General features: G+C 57.0%; 10 protein-coding genes and 3 pseudogenes. 7 read left to right on the forward strand and 6 right to left on the reverse strand.

Annotated features, from left to right (window positions below):
* Positions 1-11 precede the first annotated feature (11 nt).
* The 3 genes and pseudogenes from H4N61_RS16335 to H4N61_RS16345 form a co-directional block, all read right to left on the reverse strand.
* Positions 12-1,362, reverse strand: a pseudogene (locus H4N61_RS16335) (IS3 family transposase).
* 130 nt (positions 1,363-1,492) lie between these two features.
* Positions 1,493-9,943, reverse strand: coding sequence for a glucoamylase family protein (locus H4N61_RS16340; protein ID WP_182394493.1), 8,451 nt, complete (start codon positions 9,941-9,943; stop codon positions 1,493-1,495).
* Positions 9,944-10,372: 429 nt separating this feature from the next.
* Positions 10,373-10,690: pseudogene (locus H4N61_RS16345) on the reverse strand (helix-turn-helix domain-containing protein); the annotation flags it as partial.
* A 336-nt stretch (positions 10,691-11,026) separates the two neighbouring features.
* On the opposite strand from H4N61_RS16345, the gene H4N61_RS16350 reads away from it, so the two are divergent.
* A complete protein-coding gene (locus H4N61_RS16350) occupies positions 11,027-11,920 on the forward strand; it encodes an IS481 family transposase (protein ID WP_182394494.1) in 894 nt (297 codons plus the stop codon).
* Positions 11,921-12,150: 230 nt separating this feature from the next.
* Here H4N61_RS16350 and H4N61_RS16355 read toward each other — a convergent pair.
* A pseudogene (locus tag H4N61_RS16355) lies at positions 12,151-12,723 on the reverse strand (integrase core domain-containing protein); the annotation flags it as partial.
* Positions 12,724-13,251: 528 nt separating this feature from the next.
* Between H4N61_RS16355 and H4N61_RS16360 the strand changes: the two are divergent.
* Genes H4N61_RS16360 through H4N61_RS16385 form a run of 6 tightly spaced genes read left to right on the forward strand, consistent with a single transcriptional unit; the run spans position 13,252 to position 19,325 of the window.
* Positions 13,252-14,208 (forward strand): tripartite tricarboxylate transporter substrate-binding protein, encoded by a 957-nt coding sequence (locus H4N61_RS16360; protein WP_169197046.1) that lies wholly within the window; start codon positions 13,252-13,254, stop codon positions 14,206-14,208.
* Positions 14,198-14,719: a tripartite tricarboxylate transporter TctB family protein gene (locus H4N61_RS16365; protein ID WP_248306128.1), complete on the forward strand. Its 522-nt coding sequence runs from the start codon at positions 14,198-14,200 to the stop codon at positions 14,717-14,719. Before H4N61_RS16360 ends, H4N61_RS16365 begins: the two co-directional genes overlap by 11 nt.
* A 3-nt stretch (positions 14,720-14,722) precedes the next feature.
* The gene (locus tag H4N61_RS16370) at positions 14,723-16,210 is read left to right on the forward strand and encodes a tripartite tricarboxylate transporter permease (RefSeq protein WP_182394495.1); all 1,488 of its coding nucleotides are present in this window, start codon (positions 14,723-14,725) and stop codon (positions 16,208-16,210) included.
* A 27-nt stretch (positions 16,211-16,237) separates the two neighbouring features.
* A complete protein-coding gene (locus H4N61_RS16375) occupies positions 16,238-17,761 on the forward strand; it encodes an MmgE/PrpD family protein (protein WP_182394496.1) in 1,524 nt (507 codons plus the stop codon).
* Positions 17,762-17,767: 6 nt separating this feature from the next.
* A complete protein-coding gene (locus H4N61_RS16380) occupies positions 17,768-18,646 on the forward strand; it encodes an isocitrate lyase/PEP mutase family protein (RefSeq protein ID WP_169197043.1) in 879 nt (292 codons plus the stop codon).
* Position 18,647: 1 nt separating this feature from the next.
* A complete protein-coding gene (locus H4N61_RS16385) occupies positions 18,648-19,325 on the forward strand; it encodes a GntR family transcriptional regulator (RefSeq protein WP_169197042.1) in 678 nt (225 codons plus the stop codon).
* Between the two features lie 366 nt (positions 19,326-19,691).
* Here H4N61_RS16385 and H4N61_RS16390 read toward each other — a convergent pair whose 3' ends face one another.
* Together H4N61_RS16390 and acnA are read right to left on the reverse strand one after the other, a co-directional pair.
* Positions 19,692-20,393 carry an IclR family transcriptional regulator gene (locus H4N61_RS16390; RefSeq protein ID WP_182394497.1) on the reverse strand — a complete coding sequence of 234 codons (702 nt, stop codon included), beginning with the start codon at positions 20,391-20,393 and terminating at the stop codon, positions 19,692-19,694.
* The gene (gene acnA / locus H4N61_RS16395; protein ID WP_182394498.1) at positions 20,390-22,945 is read right to left on the reverse strand and encodes an aconitate hydratase AcnA; all 2,556 of its coding nucleotides are present in this window, start codon (positions 22,943-22,945) and stop codon (positions 20,390-20,392) included. The genes H4N61_RS16390 and acnA overlap by 4 nt, the downstream gene beginning before the upstream one ends.
* Positions 22,946-22,991 lie beyond the last annotated feature (46 nt).

Below are 22,991 nucleotides of genomic sequence, written 5' to 3' on the forward strand. Positions count from 1 at the left end.
TTCGGTTCATTTTATGCGGCAAGCCTATGGTGCATCAAGCGTCGATGTTGGATTGTTTTGCGTTTGATGTTTTCACGCTTTTTGATGATGGCAGGTGCTCTGCCGAAGTAGGCGTCTGCGGGTGTCACATTTTGGAGGCTCTCGTGATAGCGCCTATGATTGTAGTGCTCAACGAAGGCCTCGACTTGGCTTTCGAGATCACCGGGCAGGAAGTAGTTTTCGAGTAGAATGCGGTTCTTCAGAGTCTGATGCCATCGCTCGATCTTACCCTGGGTCTGGGGATGAAGTGGCGCGCCTCGAACATGGTCCATGCCGTTGGCGGCGATATAGTCGGCCAGATCCTGGGCGATGTAGCTGGGGCCATTATCGCTCAGCAGGCGAGGTCTATGTCGGACACTGGCCTGATCGCACCCTGAAACGGCCAACGCCATGTCCAGCGTCTCGGTGACGTCCTGAGCCCGCATGGTCGTGCACAGTTTCCATGCGATGATATAGCGGGAATAGTCATCCAGCACCGTGGAAAGATACATCCAACCCCAGCCGATGATCTTGAAATAGGTAAAGTCGGTCTGCCACATCTGGTTGGGACGGCTGGTCTTGGTGTGGAACTCATTGGCCGCCTTGATCACCACATAGGCGGGGCTGGTGATCAGGTCATGGGCCTTGAGAAGCCGGTAAACGCTGGCTTCTGAGATAAAATAGTCTCTCTCATCGGTGAAGCGAACCGCAAGCTCCCTAGGGCTCAGATCAGGCTGCTCTAACGCCAGATCGACGATGTGCTGCTGGATTTGCTCAGGGATACGGTTCCAGACCCGGCTTGGCGCTGAGGATCGATCTTTCAACGCCTCAGGGCCACCATCGCAGTAACGATCGTACCAACGATAAAAGGTCCGTCGTGGGATGCCCAGTCGATCCAGCGTCTGTTTGGTTGGGAGATGAGACTGTTCAACCAGCCGGATAATCTCGAGCTTTTCGGAGGCGGGATATCTCATTCGATATCTTCCCCATCCGCGATCATGCTTTTTTAAGCTAGCGGTTTTCTAGCGTTAGATCCGCAACGCATTCCTTGAGCGCGCTCGCCTCTCGGCGCAAATCCCGAACCTCATCACTGGTAGCGGCACGGGCTGTGTCACCAGCCAAACGCCGTTTGCCAGCTTCTAAGAACTCTTTCGACCAAGAGTAATAGACACTCTGGGCGATGCCTTCACGCCGGCACAGCTCAGTAATGCTGTCCTCGCCACGCAATCCGTCGAGCACAATCCGGATCTTGTCCTCGGCGGAAAAGTGTCGTCGCGTTGCGCGGCGAATGTCCTTCACCACCTGCTCTGCGGATTGCTTCGTCTTTGTTACTTTTGTTGTCATTCTGGGTCTTTCGTCACTCAGACGAGACCAGAACTCTCCTTAAATCGCAAACCCAATTCTGAGACACAGGTGCTGATGTCGAACAGGGACCTTTAACGCCACCCTTGCGATAGCCGCGCCACGAGCGCGACTATCTGGGCACTGGCCGGAGGGTGATAGATAAGGTGTGCGTCCCCCCGTCCAGTCGTAGCCGGACGACCTTGCCTTGAGGGGCGAATGCAACCCCATCGAGAACTGCGTTGGGTAAGCTATCTGCATCACCGCCGCGATTGTGCACGGTGATCTCATATCGTGTGCCAGCCACGGTCAGCTCGGCGGAAAAGCCAGGCCAATCGGCAGGAAGACACGGGTCGATGATAAGGGTGTTGCCTTCGCGGCTGATGCCGAGAATGCCTTCGATACCGGCACGGTACATCCATCCGGCAGAACCCGTGTACCACGTCCAACCGCCTCGCCCCGTGTGCGGCGCCACCGAATAAACATCGGCTGCCAAGACATATGGTTCAACCTTGTAAAGGGCGACTGCTTCTGGGGTTAGCGCATGGTTTATGGGGTTCACCAGCGCGAAGAGATCGAACGCCTTTTTCCCCTGGCCCAGTTTGGCGAAGGCCAGAATGGCCCACATTGCGGCGTGGCTATATTGGCCACCGTTTTCGCGAAGTCCGGGCGGATATCCCTTGATATAGCCGGGATCGCGCGGCGTCTGGTCGAAGGGTGGAGTGAAAAGCAGCGCTAAGCCCAGGTCCGGACGGATGAGGTGTCGATCGAGGGAGCTCATAGCGACGCTGGCGCGAATGGGATCGCCGCCTCCCGACAGCACAGCCCAAGACTGGGCAATGGAGTCGATCCTGCATTCGTCGCTGGATTGCGACCCTAGCCAAAAGCCGTCATCGAAGGTTGCACGCCGATACCATGCCCCATCCCATGCTTCACGCTCGAGAGCGGCCTTGAGTTTGGTGCTGTGCAGTCGCCAGCGTTTGGCCCTTTTGGGATCGCGGATGTCGGCATACGGCATCAGGAGATCCAGAGCGCGAATAAGAAGCCAGCCGAGCCAGACGCTTTCGCCTCTTCCGTCTTCTCCGACGCGGTTCATCCCGTCGTTCCAATCGCCGGTGCCCATGAGTGGTAGGCCATGCTGACCGGTCAATTTGATCGCTAAATCTAGGCCGAGCGCGCAGTGTTCGAACAAGGATGCCGAACGCTCCGAGATCATAGGTTGGAAAAAGTTGTCGTGTTCGCCCTCGGCCAGTTTTGGGCCTTCGATAAAGGGAACAAGCTCATCGAAAATATCCGCATCGCCGGTCGAGATAGCATAGGTAGCGGCGGAGAATGCAAGCCAGACGCAGTCATCGGAAATGCGGGTGCGCACGCCTTGGCCAGAATGCGGTAGCCACCAATGCTGGACATCGCCATCAATGAATTGGCGGCCAGCAGCGCGCAATATGTGATGACGACTATCTTGCGGACGGACAAGCGAGAGCGCCATTCCATCTTGCAACTGGTCACGGAAACCATAGGCACCACTGGCCTGGTAGAAGGCCGAACGCGCGGTGATGCGACAGGCCAGCGTCTGGTACAGCAGCCAGCCATTGAGCATGATGTCCATCGCCCGGTCGGGCGTTCTCACCTGAACAGCCCCGAGAATGGAGTGCCAGTGTGCGGCAACCTCGGCCAAGACGCCATCGAGATCAGCGCTGCGATAGCGCTCGATCAGCTGCCGCGCCTCCTCTTCTGTTCCAGCTTGGCCGAGTAGGCAGACAATCTCGATGCTCTCTCCAACCGCAAGTTCGATGCTGGTTTGTAGCGCCGCGCAGGGGTCGTGGCCCGCGCCAGCTGTCCCGCTAAGGCCTGTCTGGCTCGAGAGGGCAGCGGCCGACGCCGTGCTGCCATTGCGTCCAAGGAATTCGGTGCGGTCTGCAGTGGAGGCCGTCTGGCGACCGCCCAGATCGGTAAATGCGACACGGCCACCAAAGGCGGTCGCCCATTTGTTGGTGGCAAAGATAGCGCCAGTCTCCGCATCGATTTTGGTCAGGAGGAAAGGCGCGGTCGCGCCGCGCTGAGTGCCGAGCACAAATTCAGTGTAGCTGGTGATCGACAGGCGTCGGACGCGCTGGGATCTGTTGGTCAAAGTCATGCGGGAAATCCGCACTGGATCGACAAGCGGAACATATGCGACGAGCTCGCTTTCGATGCCATAAGCCTGATGGCTAAAGCGGGAATAGCCGTAGCCGTGGCGAGCGAGATAGCGTCCCTTGTTTCTAATCGGCCGCGCGGTCGGGCTCCAAAGAGCACCGGACACTTCGTCCTTTATGTAGATCGCTTCGCCAACGGGATCGCTAACGGGATCGTTTGACCAAGGCGTGATCTGATTTTCACGGCTATTACCAGCCCAAGTGTAAAAGCTGCCTTCACTGGAAACTTGGAAGCCGAAACCCTCATTGGCGACGACGTTAATCCAAGGTGCAGGCGTCGTAGCGCCATTGTCGAGCGCGGTCACATATTCCGTTCCATTGTTAGCGAACCCGCCAAGACCGTTGAAAAATTCGAGGTCGTCGAGCAGAGCGACCGTCTCTGCTGAGGAGGCCTGCGCGGGCATGAAAGGCTTCACATTAAGCGGTGGAGTTTTGCTCGCCTTGTTTGCAATTTGGTCTGCGATGGATCCCATCCGCGCGAGGAACACCACACGCGCGCTCGCCTGGAGCAAATTGCGCGTTTCAAGCCCCAAAAGATCGGCACGCAGTAAGTAGACGTTACCCTGCGCGGGGGTGTTGTTATAGCGAGGTCTGGACTGGCTGGACCGTAGGGCCGCTTCGATGGCGTTTTGCAAGTCCTGGACATAGGAAGAGCCGCGCTCGTTGATGATAACAAGATCAACGGCCAACCGTTTAATCCGCCAATACTCGTGCGCCCGCAACATCTGGCGCAACTGAGGCATGTCTTCCAAGGCGTCAATGCGCAGCAACACAATTGGCAAATCGCCCGAGATGCCGTGCGGCCAAAGTCCCGATTGGGGGCCTGCCCCTGCCATAATTGCATCTGAAGAGGGTCGGAAAACCGGATCGGCATAGAGGATGGGTGCTGCGAGACGTTGGAAGTCAGCTGCCTCCTCCAGAGATACGTCGAGATGGTGTAGTTGTACTTGTGCCTGGGTCCAGGCGAGGGTTCTGGCCCGTTCGTAGGCGCTCCGGTCGTGGTGCTTGTCGATCAGTTCAAGCAATTCAACACGCGAGGACGCGACAACAGTCCAGAAGGCGATTTTCGCGACTTTGCCCGGCGGAATGCGCAGCTGTCGACGCAGTGCGAACACGGGGTCGAGCACAGGCCCTAAGGTGCCGGATAGCCCTTGGTTGTCGTGGATCGCCGCCGCATCACCCAGAGAGCGGTTGCGCCCCAGGAAACGGGAGCGGTCAGTTTCATATTGTGGGTCGGACAGCACTTCACCCTCAACCACGGCGAAATGAGCCGCCCAGATTTCAGGTTCACTCGGCGACCGTCGCCGCCGCGTCGCGACGAGAGCACCAAACTCGGACAGATATTCCGTTTGAACAAACATCTTGGCGAAGGCCGGGTGCGCATCGTCTGTGACCGCTGCGGCTAAGACAAGCTCGGCATAGGAGGTCACTTCTATGTCACGAGGGCGACGCCCGCTATTGGTGAAACAAACCAGCCGCACCTCGCTGTCGTCTTCGCCAGACACAAGGACGTCCATTTCAGTTGTCATTGTTTGGTCGTGGCGGCGAAATTGAGCGTGGTCCTCGCCAAATTCGACTGATGCCTCAGCACTGTCGTTCATCGGCTGCTGCGTCGCTGAGAAGACCAAGCCTGTACGTAGGTCTTTGCAAAACACGAAGGCGCCACAGTCATCGCGGGTCACATCTTCGCGCCAACGAGTGATGGCGATGTCTCGCCAGCGGCTGTAACCGCTACCGGAGGCAGTCAGCATCACGGTATAGCGGCCGTTGGACAGTAAATGCGTAATTGGGGCCCCATGATATGGCAGTGCAAGTTTGCGCACCACTGGGCTCATGTTTACCGACAGTTCGGAGGCTGCCTTGATTTCTTCAGCGCGTGGCCGGGCAATGGCAACGTCCCGTGGCACGCGCTCGGAGAGCAGAAGCTCGCTCGCCTTGATCATGGGTTCACGATGAAAGCGTGCGCGCATGATGCCATCGCTCAGCACATTGGCAATGGCAGTAATCGTCATCCCTTGGTGATGCGCCATGTAGCTTCGAACTATCGCCAAATCATCATCGTCCGGCAGTCGGGAACGCGTAAAATCAAGCGCTTCGTAGAAGCCATGAGTGCCACGTGCGCCCATGCGTTCAATGCGCCGGAAATTCTCGATTGCGGCTCGTGGGTCAACCATTGCAGCCAGACCCGTCGCATAGGGGGCAATGACCATATTGCTCGACAGGCCACGCTTAAGGCCGAGCCCCGGCACTCCAAAATTGGAATACTGATAGGTGAACTCGTAGTCGCGGACATTGTATGCCGACTCGGAAATGCCCCAGGGCACGTTGCGGGCGCGGCCATAGGCCTCCTGACGCGCGACGACCAGTCGATTGGTGGCGTCGAGGAGACTTTCCGCTGGCGCACGCATGACCAGCGAGGGCATCAGGTATTCGAACATAGACCCCGACCAGGAGATCAATGCCGAGCCATTGCCCAACGGCGTTGCCGTGCGCCCGAGCCGGAACCAGTGTCGGGTAGAGACATCACCCTTAGCGATTGCGAACAGGCTGGCAAGGCGGGCTTCTGACGCCAGAAGATCATAGCAATTCAGGTCTAGCCTATTGTCAGCAAGCGAAAATCCGATGGAAAGCAGTTTCCTGTCTGGATCGAGGAGAAAAGCGAAATCCATATCGAGAGCGATGCTGCGAGCGATAGTCTCCAGTGCGATCAGCCGGGCGTGGAACGCTTTAGGATCAGTCTGCAAAGCGCGCCGGTCGCGCGTGGCTTCAACAATGCGCCGATTGAACGCTAATACCCAATAGGCGAGATCACTAGGCGCTCCAATGTCAGTGACCGAGGATCGCAACGACACCAGCTTGAGCCCTTTTTCTGATAGCCGGAGCAGGGTTGGGAGCAGTGTATCGAAGGACTGTTGCGTCTCCAGCTGCGCTTGGATTTCGTCCAGTACGGAAGAAATTGTTGGGTCTGACGGGCTCGGTGATGATGCCAGCGCCTTCCGGGCGAGCACCACATTGTCCATAAGTCCCTGTCTCGTGTCTAAAGGCGCACTTTCGGCCCATTCGGCGCAGGCATTGGCAAGCGCAATGAGATGCCCGGCGAGATTGCCGCTGTCGACCGAAGAGACATAGGCCGGGTCAAGGACACGCAGATCGCGCGTGTCATACCAGTTGAAAAAATGCCCGTTGAAACGCCGCATCTGGCCGAGCGTCGCGAAGGTTTTCTCCAGCCGGTCGATGGTTTCGAGAGTACCGGTCCAGCCAAAATCGCGCGCAGCCACGGCGGACAGCAGGTAGAGCCCAATATTAGTGGGAGATGTGCGATGCGCGACGCTGGGCACCGGTGTTTCTTGGAAATTGTCCGGTGGCAGCATATTCTCCAGCGGCGTGACGTAGGTCTCAAAATACCGCCAAGTTTGCCGCGCGATCAGCCGTAAATATCTGGCATCACTCGAACCCAAGTCTCGATCTGGGCGTGTTGCCGGGGACCGGCTGGTCCAAAATGCGATGGCCGGTGCGGCAAGCCACAGCAACACCAAAGGCAGCGCTATCGGCAAAGAGGTGGGCGTAATCGCCATCGCTCCCGCGAACAGCAATATGGCCAGAGCTGTTCCTTTCGCCATGTCGCGATAAAACCCGAGCAACGTCAATCGCGCGCGCTGGCCCGCACTTGCCGCCGTTGTCCATTCGAGCAGGTGTTTACGTGAGACGGTCAGCCGGAACAGCGTGCGCACGATTGCATCGCCGTTGCGCCACGCTTGATCAGGAAGAAAGGCCAGGCCCAGTCCAACCTGCAGCGCTGCCAACTTGAAATCTCGTGCGAGGCCGAACAGATGCGAGCGCAGTTGTAACCCAGGACTGTGCGGCAAGATCGAGAAGAGAATTGGCACAAAGGCTGGAATGATCAGGGCCAAAAGGATTGCGGCACTCGCAATTGCATTCGCTGGCTCCGTCATCAGGCAGGCAAGGAACAAGGCAAATAACGCCGTCGGCGCAACCAGTGATCGCCTCAGGTTGTCCAGCATTTTCCAGCGCCCGATAGTGGGGAGCTTGCCATCCCTAACCAGCCAAGGCAGCAGTTGCCAGTCGCCGCGGGTCCAACGATGCTGTCGCCGCACAGCGACATCATAACGGGTCGGGAAATCGTCGACGACTTCGACGTCGGAGCTCAGGCCCGCTCTGGCATAAATGCCCTCGAACAGATCATGGCTAAGCATGGTGTTTTCCGGAATGCGTCGAGCCAACGCTGCCTCGAACCCATCGACGTCATAAATGCCCTTACCGGTGTAGGACCCCTCGCCAAAGAGATCTTGATACACATCCGAGACCGCCGCCGCATAAGGATCGATCCCCCCAGGCGCCGAAAACACCCGCTGGTACAATGAACTGTCTTGACCAATCGGCAACGACGTGGCGACGCGCGGCTGGATAATCGCGTAACCATCCACAACCCGGTCTCCACGAGCATTCAAGCGCGGCCTATTGAGCGGGTGAGCCATTTTACCGACAAGCCGCACAGTCGCTTCGCGAGGCAATTTGGTATCCGCGTCGAGGGTGATCACATAGCGGACATCCGCCGGCACGTGGGGCGTGCCGAAACTGGTGTCGCCTGCGCCGCGCAAAAGCCAGTTGAGTTCTGTGAGCTTGCCGCGCTTGCGCTCCCAGCCCATCCAAAGGCCCTCGCCCACGTTAAATCGCCTAGCGCGGTGGAGGAGCAAAAAGCGATCGCCAGCGGGACCCGGACCGTGACGCGTGTTCAAGGCAGAGATAGCCTGTTGGCCGATATCCAACAGCGCTTCATCGCCTTCAACAGCTTCAGTTTCTGCATCGAGACCGTCTGTCAGGAGGGCAAAACTGATGTCTCCACCAGCGCCAGACAGATAGTGAACTTCAAGCTGCTCGATGTCTTGGAGCAACTGGGCTTGGTCGATCAACATTGTGGGCACGACAACAAGTGTCCGCAATTCGCTCGGAATGCCAGCGGCGAGTTCCAAACCTGGAAGCCTTGCCGCACTAACGCCGACACTAACCGTGCGATTGACAACCGCTGCTGCAACTTCGCTCGCTGGCACAATTGCCAGAACTAAGAATGCAAAGAGCAGCATTGAAGGCACTGCGGAGGCCGACATTATCCAGCCGAGTGAGGCAACAAGCGCGAGTGTTACTGCAGAAATGGCAAAGACATAGCCGCCTATGCCCATCGTCCCCATCGTCCGGCCAAAGTGGAGCTGAGCATTCGGACGAAATCCGATAGCGCGTTCAAGCGCCCGGCGACCGTGATCAATCAGATGATATCCCGGATCGCCCAGCCGATCCGCTTCTGTCGGAGAGCCTGCTTGTTCGGCTGCATCTTTCGCGAGCGCCAAAGCGGCCTGAGCGATCTCGAGTTCGGTGAATGTCGAGCCTCGCGCCAATAGTTCGATTGCGCTGCGATAGAGATCGCGTGACGCGAAATCCATCTGAGCGAAGTCGCTACCATCAGACAGGCATGCATCGACGAGACTGACGCTTTCGACAAGCTCCCCCCAGTCGATATCGGAAATCAGCCGCATGCTGGTGATGATATTCCGAATAGTGACATTGGAAGCGCCCTGGCGCTGCTGGGCATGCTGCACAACTGTTTCAATCGTACTGCCTTGGCGTGCCAATTGATCTTCGAGCCAGCCAAGACTAGGCGTGGTCCTAGGATCGCGGTCACGCAAACGTTTGGCCAACTGCGCTGCGAACAACTCCGACAGCTCAGCACTCGGCATGCGGACCGCAGATGATCCTTTGGTGTCCTCGGCGAGCAGCGAGTCAGCCAAGGCATCCGCTTCCAGTCGAGCACTGCGTCCCACCGTGATCTGATCCGCAAGGCGCCGCAGGTTCTCGACCAGGACGATGCGCAATGTGATCGCGACAGCCCAGAGTTCACCAATCGTGAGTGGCTGGACCTGTTGATATGCCGCAATAAAGCGCGTCAGGGACGCGGGATCGAAGTGACTGTCTGTATGCGCGACGAAGGCCCACGTCAGGCCAAAAATGCGGGGATAGCCAGCAAAGGGGCCATCGGCTAATTTGGGAAGCTGGCGGTAGTAATTCGGCGGGAGATCATCATGGATTTCGCGGATTTGCTCGTCGACGAGATGGTAATTGTCCAGCAGCCACTCTGCGGCCGGTACTACGGCGCGGTCACTTTCGATCTCATGTGCGCTGCTGCGATAGGCGGCCAATAATACGGACGCGTTCTGTTTCAGCCGTCTATGCAAAGAGAAAACGGACGGCGGACGCGAAGTAATGCTTTGAGCTGCCGCCAGACTGCGAGCGTGCTGTTCCAGTCGCTCGATGCCGAATAATTCCTCGCGCACCGGCGCAGCGTCGTCCCACGGATTAGCGAATTTGTGCCTAGTCATACGCACGTCACCTCGAAAAAACGACCGCGCCCGGCGGAAAATGCGCCGGGGGTGAGAAGCTAGGCGTCAAGCAATTCCGCGCTGAAATGGTTTGCGGTGTTCCTACCGATCAGCGCTTAATTCAGTGCAGGCGAAATCCCTGCGGCTCCGAGCGCAAAAGCGAGGAGGAGCAGCATCGTCCAAACCCGGATCGTCTGGAGGAATCTTTATTCCCATGTGGCGTTCGAATTGCAGCGAGACGTTCGCAGCATTACCGTCACACTCGCTGCCCGGACAGAATTGTCGGGTTTACAAGTGGTCCTGCACAGATTTCGGGACGGCACTAAAAGCCAAATTGCTCCCTTTCTGATCAAACGCTCAGATGCGGAACATGGTTGCGGTCCTGTGCGGCATGGCGGCAGCAGAATGGAGGGCGCTCAGTCGTGCCGATCAGCGCGCTTGTGCGATTTTTCTCAATGGTTCACTTGATGGCAGTGGCTTATCAGTCGCCGCATCTTTAGCGCTTGCCTCGCTGGCGCGATGCTCCTGCCCCCAGCGGGCAAGCAAAGTGACCACTTCCTCCAGCTTTTTGCCGGATGGGGTGAGCTCATACTTGCCTATACTTCCCTCCGCGCCGGAGCGGGCAATAGCGCCGTTCAGTTCCAACTCGCGCAATTCGCGCGAGAGCATGCGGGGGGAGATGGTGGCCAAGAGGCGCTCAATATCGGCGAAGCCCTTGGGACCGCTCAGTAAAGTGCAAACGATTGCTAGCTTCCACTGCCACTGACGACATTAAGTGCGTCGCGAATGGACAGAACAAAGGCCTTCTTGCACAGATCGTGCTCTTCAGGCTCAACCTCCATCTGATGCCTAACGCGGGACATTTCGGTTCTCTAGCGAAGGGCCAAGACGACTATACAACTTGATAGTTCTTCCTAACGGCGAAGGTCCTACCCTCGGATCAGGTTCTGAGGAGTGTGTCATGATCCTTGTCAGCGGTGCAACCGGCCAGCTCGGTCAGTCTGTCGTAAATCATTTGTAGATATGTCGGTACTCGCGGGACATCTCCAATAAGCTGACATTTGTTGAGCTAAGGAGGTATTCATGAACCAGGAACAACGTGAGATTGCGCGCAAGCTTCGTGTTCTGAGGCACGCAGAAGATACGGGTCAGGTCGCCAAGACCTGTCGATACTTCGGCGTCAGCCGCAGCAGTTTTTACCGGTGGCGTGTTGCCTATCTGAAGCTCGGTGAGGCCGGTCTGGTGAACCGGCCGCCAATCCCCAAATGGCATGCTAATCGCATACCAATCGAGATCGAGGAGAAAGTTCTCCACCTTCGCAGCAAGTATCACCTCGGCCCAATGCGGATCGTCTGGTATATGGCCCGATACCATGGGATTAAAATCTCAGACGCCACGGTCTCGCGGATGCTTAAACGCAATGGCGTCAATCGGCTGCCGCGCGGTACCCGTCTGCGCAAGGTGCACACCAAGCGATACAACAAGCAGGTTCCCGGCCACCATATTCAGATGGACGTCAAGTTCCTGACATTTAAGGGGGAAAGTGGCGAGAAGGTCCGGCGCTTTCAGTTCACTGCCATCGATGATGCGACCCGGGTGCGAGCGCTCAAAATCTACCAGAAGCACACCCAGGCAAGCGCGATCGATTTTGTTGACCACATCATCAATACTTTCCCGTTTCGAATTCGCGAGATCCGAACCGACAATGGCCATGAGTTCCAGGCCAAGTTCCATTGGCATGTCGAAGACCAAGGCATCCGCCATGCCTATATCAAGCGCAGTACGCCGCAATTGAACGGCAAGGTCGAACGATCGCACCGGTCAGATCAACAGGAGTTCTACCAGCTGCTCAGCTACAAGGGCGATGTTGATCTCGAGGCGAAACTGAACGAGTGGGAACGGTTCTATAACTTCGCCAGGCCGCACGGCGCGTTCAACGGAAAAACCCCTTACGAGGCCCTCCGAGAAAAGCTATAATCAGACAGAAAGATGTCCCGAAAGCACCTGCAGCTTACACTTCACAACCTGCTCTGCGGATGATTTCGTCTTCGTTGTTTTCGTCGTCATTCTGGGTCTTTCGTCACTCAGACGAGACCAGAACTCTCCTTAAATCGCAAACCCAATTCTGAGACACAGGTGCTGATGCCGAACACCGCCCCCAAAGTCCCCTCCGGTTTTACGGAGAGTCCTTGAGTTGATGTTTGGCCCTAAGCGGCCTGTTTTTCCGGTGCCAGATTGCTGGCAAATTTGCTAGCCGTGAGATTGCCCAGCGAGGAATGCGGTCTATGGTCGTTGTAGTCGTCCTTCCATTCGCTGGTCCGGGTCCTGGCCTCGGCCAGTGACGAGAACAGTATTTCGTTGAGGCACTCATCGCGGAAGCTGCCGTTGAAACTCTCGATGAAGCCGTTCTGCATGGGCTTGCCCGGTGCGATGTAGTGCCAATCGATTTGCCGATCCCGAGACCAGCGCAGGGTTGCCATGCTGGTGAACTCGGTGCAGTTGTCGCTGAACACCGTGTACGGCTTACCTTTTCGTGCAATGACGGCATCGAGCGCGCGGACCACCCGCCTGCGGGAGAGCGACGTGTCCACGATCAGGGCAAGACATTCCCTTGTGTGATCACCGACAAGTGTCAGCACCCGGAACCGCCGGCCATCGGTCACAGCATCGCTGACTAAGTCCCGGCTCCAGCGCTGATTGGGCTGGTCGGGCACGATGATCGGACGCCGTGTTCCCAATGCACGTTTGCGGCCGCCGCGCTTACGCACCTGCAGCTTCTTCCGGGCCCAGCCACTTTTCATAGAGATGTATAGGCTGAGACATAGCAAATGAGGTTAAGACGCACGCCCCTCGCTACCTATAATCCAAAGCGATATATCCCCTCTAATTCAGTAAGTTACTCGCGGGGAGTACTGCTCGTCGTTAGGCTGATGGGATGCGGCAGACCTTTGGTGCATCAAACATCGCTACGTTCTGCCTTTTCGTGCTTTTTGATCGCCGCAGCAGGTCTGCAGACCCGCACCTATTCCACTGCGGAATGGAGACGTTATACCAACAAAGTAAGCCGGCAAGACCGAGATAAAGCCAGTCCAAGCTCTGCAAATGAGCGATGCTGATTGTGCTCCCCCTGCAGAATACGCCGAAGCTAAATTTCGGCATCACACTGCGAATTATGTCGACACAAATTCATACCTTGACACTTTATGGCGTATTTGTTCTGATTTCAAAGTCAGTTCTGTCGACAGAATGAACAGATGGACAGTCTGCGCTAGGGAAGCCTGCAGAGACAGTCTGTTCGGGAGGAAAATATGCATTTTACAAAAACACTAGCGACATTAGCTGTGATTGCAACACTGGGGACTAACGCAGCTAGCGCTCAGGTTAACGTCATGCTGCCAGCAAATCCTGGCGGCGGCTGGGACGGCACCGGCCGTCAAGCGTTCCAAGCACTCAACGACGCTGGCATCTACACGGGTGGTGTGAATTTCACCAACACTGGCGGCGCTGGTGGCACAGTGGGTCTTGCCGAATTCCTCGGCACATCTTCTGGCCAGCCTGACGCGTTGGCGGTATTCGGGGCCATCACCGTTGGCGCAATCCAGCTCAATAACTCGCCGATCAACCTCGCAGACTTCCGCCCTGTTGCCCGGTTGACCGCTGAGTATCTGGTGATCGCCGTTGCTGCTGACTCGCCTTACAATACGCTTGCAGACCTCGTCGCAGGCATCAAGGCTGACCCTGGTGCGGCGGCGCTCGGTGGTGGCTCTGCTGGTGGTGTTGACCACATCTCGCTCGCACTGCTCGCCCAAGCTGGCGACATCCCAGTTGCCGATCTGAACTATATTCCGCAGACGTCAGGCGCTGAAACAGTGACCGCGATCGTCAATGGCACACTGGCTGCAGGTGTTTCGGGCACGTCTGAATTTGCTCAATTCGCCGAGCAAGGACGCATCAAAATCCTCGGCGTCACCTCAGCTGAACGCCGTAGCAATCTACCAGATGTCCCGACCTTCCACGAGGCAGGCTATGACGTTGAGATCGCAAACTGGCGCGGCATTCTGGCAGCTCCGGGCGCTCCAGACGATAACTACGCATCTTGGGTAGAGAACTTCACCAAGCTCTCGCAGAGCGATGCTTGGAAAGCTGTCCTCACAGCACAGGGCTGGGACGACTTCTTCCTGGCCGGTGACGAGTTCGGCGCCTTCATCACTGAGGAAACGGAGCGTCAAGGCCAGATCTTGAAGGACGCTGGTCTTGTCAACTGACGGTCAAAAGTCAACTCACGGGGGCAGCGCAGCGGCTGCCCCCGCCAAACCCTATTGGATTGGCATCGGCTTGATGGTGATCGGTCTGGTTTGGCTTTATGCCGGTTTCGGCCTACCGCAAGGTGCGCGCTACGCCGCTGTTGGACCGGGCCTTTTCGTAACAATAGCTGGTGCCGCCCTCCTTATTTTGGGTGTTATCCTGATGCTCCAAATCCGCAACGGCGAAAGCTTTGAAGCGCAGGACGCGGAAGACGCGGACGGCTCGAACAAGATGGATAAGCGCGCTTTTTTGACCGCACTTGTCGCCGTCGCCCTGCCGATTGGGACGATGGGTCCGCTGGGTATGCCGTTTACCGCTACGCTGTCGTTCGTACTCGTTGCTAACGCTTTTGGTTCGCGCCGCTGGATGCTCGACTTGGTCTGCGGCATCGCTCTGGCATGCGCCGCTTGGTTCTTGTTCAAGCAGTTGGGCCTGCAACTTGGCCGGTTCTTCCCGCCTTTGGGAGTGTAAGTCTTGGGAACTTTCGAGCTTCTTTTGAATGGTTTCGGCGTTGCGCTGCAGCCAACGAATCTCATGTGGGCTTTGATAGGCTCGCTTCTAGGCACCGCCATAGGCATTCTTCCCGGCATCGGTCCGGCGTTGACGATCGCCCTGCTCCTGCCTGTCACCACCGCACTCGCGCCAACCTCCGCCTTCATCATGTTCGCCGGCATACTATATGGCGCGATGTATGGCGGTTCGACGACCTCGATCCTGCTCAATACGCCTGGCGAGGCCGGGTCTATGATGACGGCCCTTGAGGGCAACAAAATGGCCCGTGCTGGTCGTGGCGCTGCCGCCTTGACAACTGCTGCTATCGGCTCTTTTGTCGCCGGTACCATCGCGACGCTTGCTTTGACATTTGCCGCTCCGGCCGTGGCGGAATTAGCGTTCTACTTCAAGCCAACGGACTATTTTGCCATTACGGCATTGGCGTTCTGTTCCGTTGCCGTGGTGATGGGCACATCCCGCACCCGTGGGTTCATTTCATTATTCCTCGGCATTGCGATCGGCGTCATCGGCATCGACTCCATGACCGGGCAACCGCGCCTCACCTTCGGCAACATGCAGCTTTTACGCGGCATTCAGCTGACGGTCGTCTTGGTATCCCTTTTCGCTGTGGGTGAGATCCTTTACGTCGCGAGCCGCTATCGGAGCACGCCCGGCGTCATGGCCCCCATCAAGGGTCAGCTCTGGATGACCAAGCAAGACTTTGCACGCTCTTGGAAGCCTTGGCTTCGCGGTACAGCGATCGGCTTCCCAATGGGTGCTTTGCCGGGCAGCGGCTCGGAAATTCCGACGATGCTGTCCTATACACTTGAGCGCAAGCTCACCAAATATCCCGAAGAATTTGGCAAAGGCGCTATCGAAGGCGTTGCCGGGCCGGAGGCAGCGAATAACGCGGCTGCGGCTGGCATTCTTGTGCCGCTGCTCACCCTTGGTCTGCCGACCTCCGCAACGGCGGCAGTGCTGTTGGCAGCCTTTCAGAACTATGGCTTACAGCCAGGCCCATTTCTCTTCACCTCTAATCCCGCCCTGATTTGGGGCCTAATCGCCTCGCTCTATGTGGGCAATGTGATGCTGTTAGTGCTGAACCTGCCTCTGGTTGGGATGTGGGTGCAGTTGCTGCGCATTCCGCGCCCACAGCTCTACGCCGGCATTCTCGTCTTCGCCATGATTGGTGTCTGGGGGCTGGCGGGATCATGGATGGATCTAACCATTATGCTGGTCGTTGGGCTGGGCGGGTATGTGATGCGGGTCTATGATTTCCCCATCGCGCCCGTACTGATCGGCCTGATCCTTGGCCCCATGGCCGAAACACAGCTGCGCACCGCGCTTGCGGCCGGACAGGGTAATCCGCTGGTCCTGATCTCGACCCCGCTCTCGGCCGTTCTCATCACTCTCGCCGTGCTGCTTCTGGCACTGCCCATTGTGCTTAAGCGCCTTCGCGCGAACGCCTAATTATCTGAATTGGAAAATTTTCCGAGCATGAATACCTATAGCGTAAAAGTTCACCCTTCCGCCGCAAATCTGCCACGCGAGCATCAACTGGCTTGGCATATCGCAGCGTTTGCCGCGCATTGCGGTCCGCTTGATGCCGACGTGGTCGACATGATCGCCTGCCGTATTGTCGACAACGCCAGTGTCGGCCTAGCGGCGATAAATCGTGCGCCTGTGGCTGCAGCACGCGCGATGGCTCTAGCCCATCCGCGCAAAGGTGGCGCAACGGTTTATGGACTTGGCAGTGATGTGCGGGTCGATGCGGAATGGGCCGCGTGGGCAAATGCCACTGCGGTTCGTGAGCTGGACTTCCATGATACCTTCTTGGCTGCCGACTATTCGCATCCCGGCGATGCGATCTCGCCTCTGATCGCTGTGGCCCAGCAGATGGGACTTGATGGAAGCGCTTTGGCGCGCGGCATCGCCGTATCCTACGAAGTGCATGTCGCTCTGGTGAAAGCAATTTCTCTGCACAAGTATAAAAAGGATCACGTCGCGCATTTGGCCCCAGCAACGACCGCTGGTATCGGCGCGATGCTTGGCCTGCCGACGGAAATCATCTTCCAAGCGGTCAACCAAGCGGTACATCTGAGTTTCTCCACACGCCAATCGCGCAAGGGGGAGATCAGCTCCTGGAAGGCCTATGTGCCGGGCTTCTCGGGCAAGCTCGCCACCGAGTGCGTGGACCGCGCCATGCGTGGCGAAGCCTCGCCGTCGCCAATTTACGAAGGCGAAGAGTCGGTTCTCGCCTGGATGCTTGGCGGTAAGAACGAAGCCTACGAAGTCTCGCTCCCAGCTGTCGGTGAGAGCCCACGCGGTATCATGGAGACTTATACCAAAGCCCATTCCGCTGAATATCAGGCACAAGCCCTCATCGATCTTGCTATTGATTTATCCGCGCAGATCGGAGACCTGACAAAGGTCAAAGATATTTTGCTCGAAACCAGCCATCATACCCATAACGTTATCGGCACTGGCGCCAACGATCCGCAGAAGATGGATCCAGAAGCGAGCCGTGAGACGCTTGACCACTCCATCATGTACATCCTTGCAGTCGCGCTAGAGGACCGGAACTGGCACCACGTCAACTCCTACACTCGCGAGCGGGCGAGGACGGCATCGACAGTCGCGCTCTGGCACAAGATCGCTACCGTGGAAGAGCCATCTTGGACTATCCGCTATCTCGATCCGAACCCAGCCAAGCGCGCCTTTGGCGGCAAGATCATTGTGACGCTCGACGATGGTCAGGTCATCACTGGTGAACGCGGCGTCGCCGATGCACATCCCAACGGCAATCACCCTTGGACATGGCAGGACTATGCCAACAAATTCGATACGTTGACGATGGACGACCTATCGGACAGCGAGCGCAAGACGTTTCTCGCGGCCGCAAAAGCCTTTGCGACACTGCCCGCAGGCGCACTCGACGCTTTGATCCCGGCCCTACAGCTTGGCCGCGTCTCGCCATCCAAGCCAACTGGCCAGGGTATTTTCGACCACGGTCTTGAGTAATATCTAATGCTGAACCACGAGATAAATCGGTCTTTCCGTGAACGGCTTTCCGAGGATCGCGTCCTGCTGCTCCCCGGCGCGGCCAATGCTTTGGCGGCACGGATAATCGCGGACATGGGGTTTGAGGCCATATACCTTTCTGGGGCTGGCCTTACCAATACCTATCTTGGCATGCCAGATCTTGGCTTTATTGGCTTGCCCGAGATTGCCCAGCATACTGCCACCATCCGCGATGCCACCGACCTGCCAATTATCGTCGATGCCGATACCGGCTTTGGCAATGCGCTCAATGTACGGCACACAATCCGAACGCTCGAACGTGCTGGGGCGAGTGCCATTCAGATCGAGGATCAAGTTAACCCCAAGCGCTGTGGGCACTTTGCCGGTAAAGACGTTGTCTCGCTCGATGAAGCGAGGAGCCGCATCAAGGCAGCCACCGATGCACGTCAGGATTCCAACCTGCTCATCGTTGCGCGCACCGATGCGCGATCGACGCTGGGTGCCAATGCCGCCATAGAGAGGGCACAGGCTTTCATCGAGGATGGTGCTGACATCACCTTCGTGGAAGCGCCCGAGAGCGTAGAGGAACTGCGGGCGATCCCAGCCCGCCTCCCCAAGACACCACAACTGGTCAACCTTGTGGTTGGTGGCCGCACACCCATTTTACCCCTAGCAGAGCTGGGCACGATGGGCTTTAAGCTGGTCCTCTACGCCAACGTAGCTTTGCAAGGCGCTGTCTACGGCATGCAGAATGCGCTTGGGCAGCTCAAGGCCGATGGCAGTCTTGACGAAAGGGGGCCGGTGGCGACCTTCAAGGAACGTCAGCGCCTCGTGAACAAACCTTTCTACGACACCCTCGAAAAGCGTTACGCGACGAGCGAGTAATATGGAGCAGATCTTGGGGCCAAGCGAAGGTACTGACGAACGGTTGCTGACCGACCAGTTGTTCGAGCAACTGAGCGAAGCCATTGTTTTAGGCACTTTCGCGCCGGGTGCGAAACTCAGTGAGCCTCGGCTTGCAGCTCAATACGGCGTGAGCCGTGGACCACTTCGCGAGGCTATTCGACGCCTTGAGGAACGCAAACTTGTGACACGCGCACCCCGCCAGGGTGTGCGCGTTGTCGTACCCACCCCAAGTGATGCGCTGGAGCTATTCACCATTCGCGAAGTGCTCGAAGGCTTGGCCGCTCGCCAGGCCGCCGAGCATGCGACCGATGCCGAGATCAATGAATTGCGGGCCATGCTGCAGCGCCATCGCGGCGCCTTATCTGAGCCTGACGCCTTGGTCTATTGGCAGGCAACGGCCAATTCCGACTTTCATTTTATGATCGCCCGAGTTGGTCGCAATCAGCACTTGTTTGATCTGCTGTGCGGCGAATACTACACCCTGTTCCGCCTCTATCGTATGCAGCACCGCATCGTACCGGGCCGTGCACAGCGCGCCTTGGCTGAGCACGAGCGCATCGTTGAAGCGGTTGCAGACCGTGACGTAGAGCTGGCCGAATTGCTTATGCGCCGCCACATCGCCTCAGCCCGGAAAGGGTTGATATCGAGCCAAGCTTAAACTTAGCTTTCAGGCATCTTTTCCATTTTTGCGTTGCGAAAAGAACGCGATCTGTCCCGCCTCAGCGTCCGTGCGCATAGCTGGCAGATCGATAGGGAATGTTCAGCTCTCGCCCCCATTCCAGACGTCTAAGTCAGGCGTTGAACATCCCGAAAGCAGCCGTGACGCGAGGCAAAGCTGCACTGCCAGAACGCGAAGATTACGGTCTAGCGGTATAAGCGACCTACAAAGCTAATGCGAACCACCCCGCCGTCAGGTTCGACCAGCTCGCCAGACTAGTGAGATTATTGTATCCGCTACCGTTTCCTTGATGACCTCCCCCGACAGCCTCGTGGGAATCCGACGAAGAGATTGCCGCCTTGTACGTTAGGCTAGGACCAGCCGCTGGCCCAATGCGCTGGACAATTCCAGAGCTTTTGCTGCCAGAACGTCAGTCATGCGAATAACAGCGTCTCGAGTGAAACGCTGCTGTGGCCCGCTGAGGGTAAGCGCACCCATGAGTTCACCGCCCTGCCCAAAAATTGGAGCAGAAACGGAAGCCATGTCTGGATGACGTTCGCCAAACGATGCGAGGACAAAATTTTCACGGCGTATATGGTCTGGCATGCCTTGCGCGTACTGAACCAAACATCGACCACTCGCGCCCTTCCCTAGAGGGTGAGTGTCGCCGACCGTGATATGATCACGAATGACCTGATTTGCATCTACACGGAACAAACAATGACGCTGGCCGGCCGTCGCAACATAGAACGATGCGCTTTCGTTGACTATTTGAACGAGTTCTTCGAGGACAGGCTCAACGAACTCCTTCAGGTTGAACGAGGACTGATAGATGATGCCGAGCTCTGACAACGCAGCGCCCAAACGATAAGATCCGTCAGCCACCCGACGCATAAACCCTTGATTTTCAAGAGATGCGATTAGGCGCAGAACTGTACTTTTATACATTCCGGTTTTGGCGGCGATATCCTTGAGGGACATCTTTCCATTGGTGCCGCGAAACGCATGTAGGATCGAAAGTGCCCGCTCGACGGCTGCTACGCCATTTGGTGAGTGTGTCTCGTTCAATCCCGTCTCGCCTGTTCGCTCATGAGTTCTGCGGCATACTGGAATGCACCGCCACAGCGCAGCCATTTAAGTTCGTTCGCCGTGTGTATCTCGCAACGTCCAACGAGGACTAGCTCTTTATCGCCACGGCGTAGGATAAGCTGAACCGCTCTATACTCTTCGCAAATTGCGTCAACACCAACAATATCTATGTCCATGCGCCAATCGATTTCCAGCGTGCGCACCGGTGTCTCCACGCTAATGGGCAAGATGCCCAAAGCAATTAGATTGCTGCGGTGAATACGTTCGAATGAATTCGCTACAACGGCTGTTACGCCAAGTAGTTGGGTTGCCTTCGCTGCCCAGTCGCGAGCAGACCCGGTGCCATATTCGCGGCCAGCAAAAACAACGCACTGGCGACCTTTCCGCGTCCAATATTGAGCGGCGTCGAACACTGAAATTTCTTCGTTCAAGCCAACATTGGTCCACGGACCAATCTTGGAGCTCAAGTTGTTTGCGAGACGCGGATGCGCAAAGCCGCCGCGCCACATCACTTCATAATTGCCACGACGATCGCCATAGCCGCAGAGATCCTGCGCAGTGACGCTCTGGCTAAGCAAATATTGGCCTGCGATTGATGACGGCGCGATGCGACTGATCGGGGATATGTGATCTGTAGTGACGCTGTCCCCGAGTACGAGGAGCGGTTTTGCTCCACGGATGTTGTCCGATGCAGTCGCCGGTGTGTCGAAGAAGGGCGCCTTTCGAATGAAGGTGGAGGCTGGATCCCAAGGGTATAGGACGCTTGGCTCTGTTGTACTTTCTGACCAAGCAACCTTGCCGGTTTTGGTCGCATCGAACGATTTCTGCCAAATGGCATATTGCGCTTCAATCTCGGCTTCCGAGGGCCAGAGGTCAGCTAGCATGATTTGTCGAGAGCCTACACACGCAATCGGATCCGTCTCAAGGTTAACTCGCAAATTGCCGGCAAGCGAGGCGGCAACCACCAGCGGAGGCGAGGCCAGATAGTTCGCCTGGACATCGGGGTGAATGCGGCTTTCAAAATTGCGATTACCCGAAAGCACAGCACAAAAGATGCTGTTTGGATTGGTTGCGAGATGGGTTTGCGCAGTTGCTGTAAGGCCACCAGAGTTGCCCACGCAGGTTGTGCAACCGTAGCCTACGATATCAAAGCCCAGCGAGGACAATGCTTGTTGTAATCCGAGCGTATCGAGCATCTCGCCAATGACCCGAGAGCCAGGAGCGAGCGAAGTTTTGACCCAAGCCGGCGTCTTGAGGCCCAGTGCCACCGCCTTCTGCGCGACCAAACCGGCTGCGATCATCAAGCGAGGGTTTGCCGTATTGGTGCAACTGGTGATGGCCGCAATGGCAATTGCACCATCACGAATTTGCTCGCTGACGACGCTCGTCTCGACTTGCGGAAAGCGCTTGCACAACGACGCAGGAACCTCTGCCAAATCGACAACGTCCTGCGGTCGAGATGGCCCCGCCATCACTGGAGAGATCGTGCTGAGGTCAAGGACGACGCTACGTGAATAGAGGCGATCTTCGGCATCATCGCGCCACAGACGACTGTCGTGCGCGTAACGACTGTAGTTTTCGATCTGCTCGGCACTTCGTCCCATCAACGACAGATAGTCCAGAGTTGCTCCGTCGACCGGGAACAGCGTAGCCGTAGCTCCAAACTCTGGCGTCATATTGGCGATAGCGGCTCGATCAGCGAGGTCTAGGCTCGACAAGCCTGGTCCGGTAACCTCGATAAAGTGTCCGACGACGTTGAGGCTACGGAGCAAACGCGTGCAGTGCAGTGCAATGTCTGTAGCGGTGATGCCAGCACGTCGAGTACCGGTCAGCCGCAGCTGGGTCACAGAAGGCAGAGTGACGCCGATCGGCTCGCCCATAGCGACCAGCTCCGCCTCGACGCCTCCTACACCCCAGCCAAGAATGCCCAGAGCATTGACCATAGTGGTGTGGCTGTCAGTTCCAATAACGGACTGACCGATCATACGGTTCGGGTCGTTTGGAGAGGCGCAGGCGATTTCACTGAGCTGTTCGAGATTAATCTGATGGCAAATGCCATTCCCTGGCGGAATTACCCTGAGGTTATCGAAACTCTCTTCTGCCCATTTGAAGAAACCGTACCGCTCTTTATTGCGCGCCTGCTCTAGCGCCATGTTCTGACCGAGCGCGCTCGATGAGCCGAAGTGGTCAACGTTGACCGAGTGATCGACGACAAGATCGATCCGAACCTTGGGGTTGATCCGCGTCGGGTCGCCTCCGCGTTCGGCCACGACGTCCCGCAATGACGCTAAGTCGACTAGGACTGCGATTCCTGCCGTGTCCTGCATAAGGATTCGGGTTGGATAAAAAGGCACATCTATCGGTCCGTTGCCCTCTGGTTTTCCAGCGACGGCCGCATCGTACCAAGTCTTGAAAACGCCGAGCCAATGATCTCGATCGTCTTCAAATTCGATAACATTTTCAATCAAGAAGGTGATTGTTCGAGGAAGACGCGTCACCCACGAATGACATTCCGTCAGCGATTTTAGCATTTCATTTCCTCCCCATTGACACGGCATTTTAGATATTGAATATTCT

Source organism: Devosia sp. MC521 (assembly GCF_014127105.1).
In the GTDB taxonomy this organism is placed as follows: Bacteria; Pseudomonadota; Alphaproteobacteria; order Rhizobiales; family Devosiaceae; genus Devosia.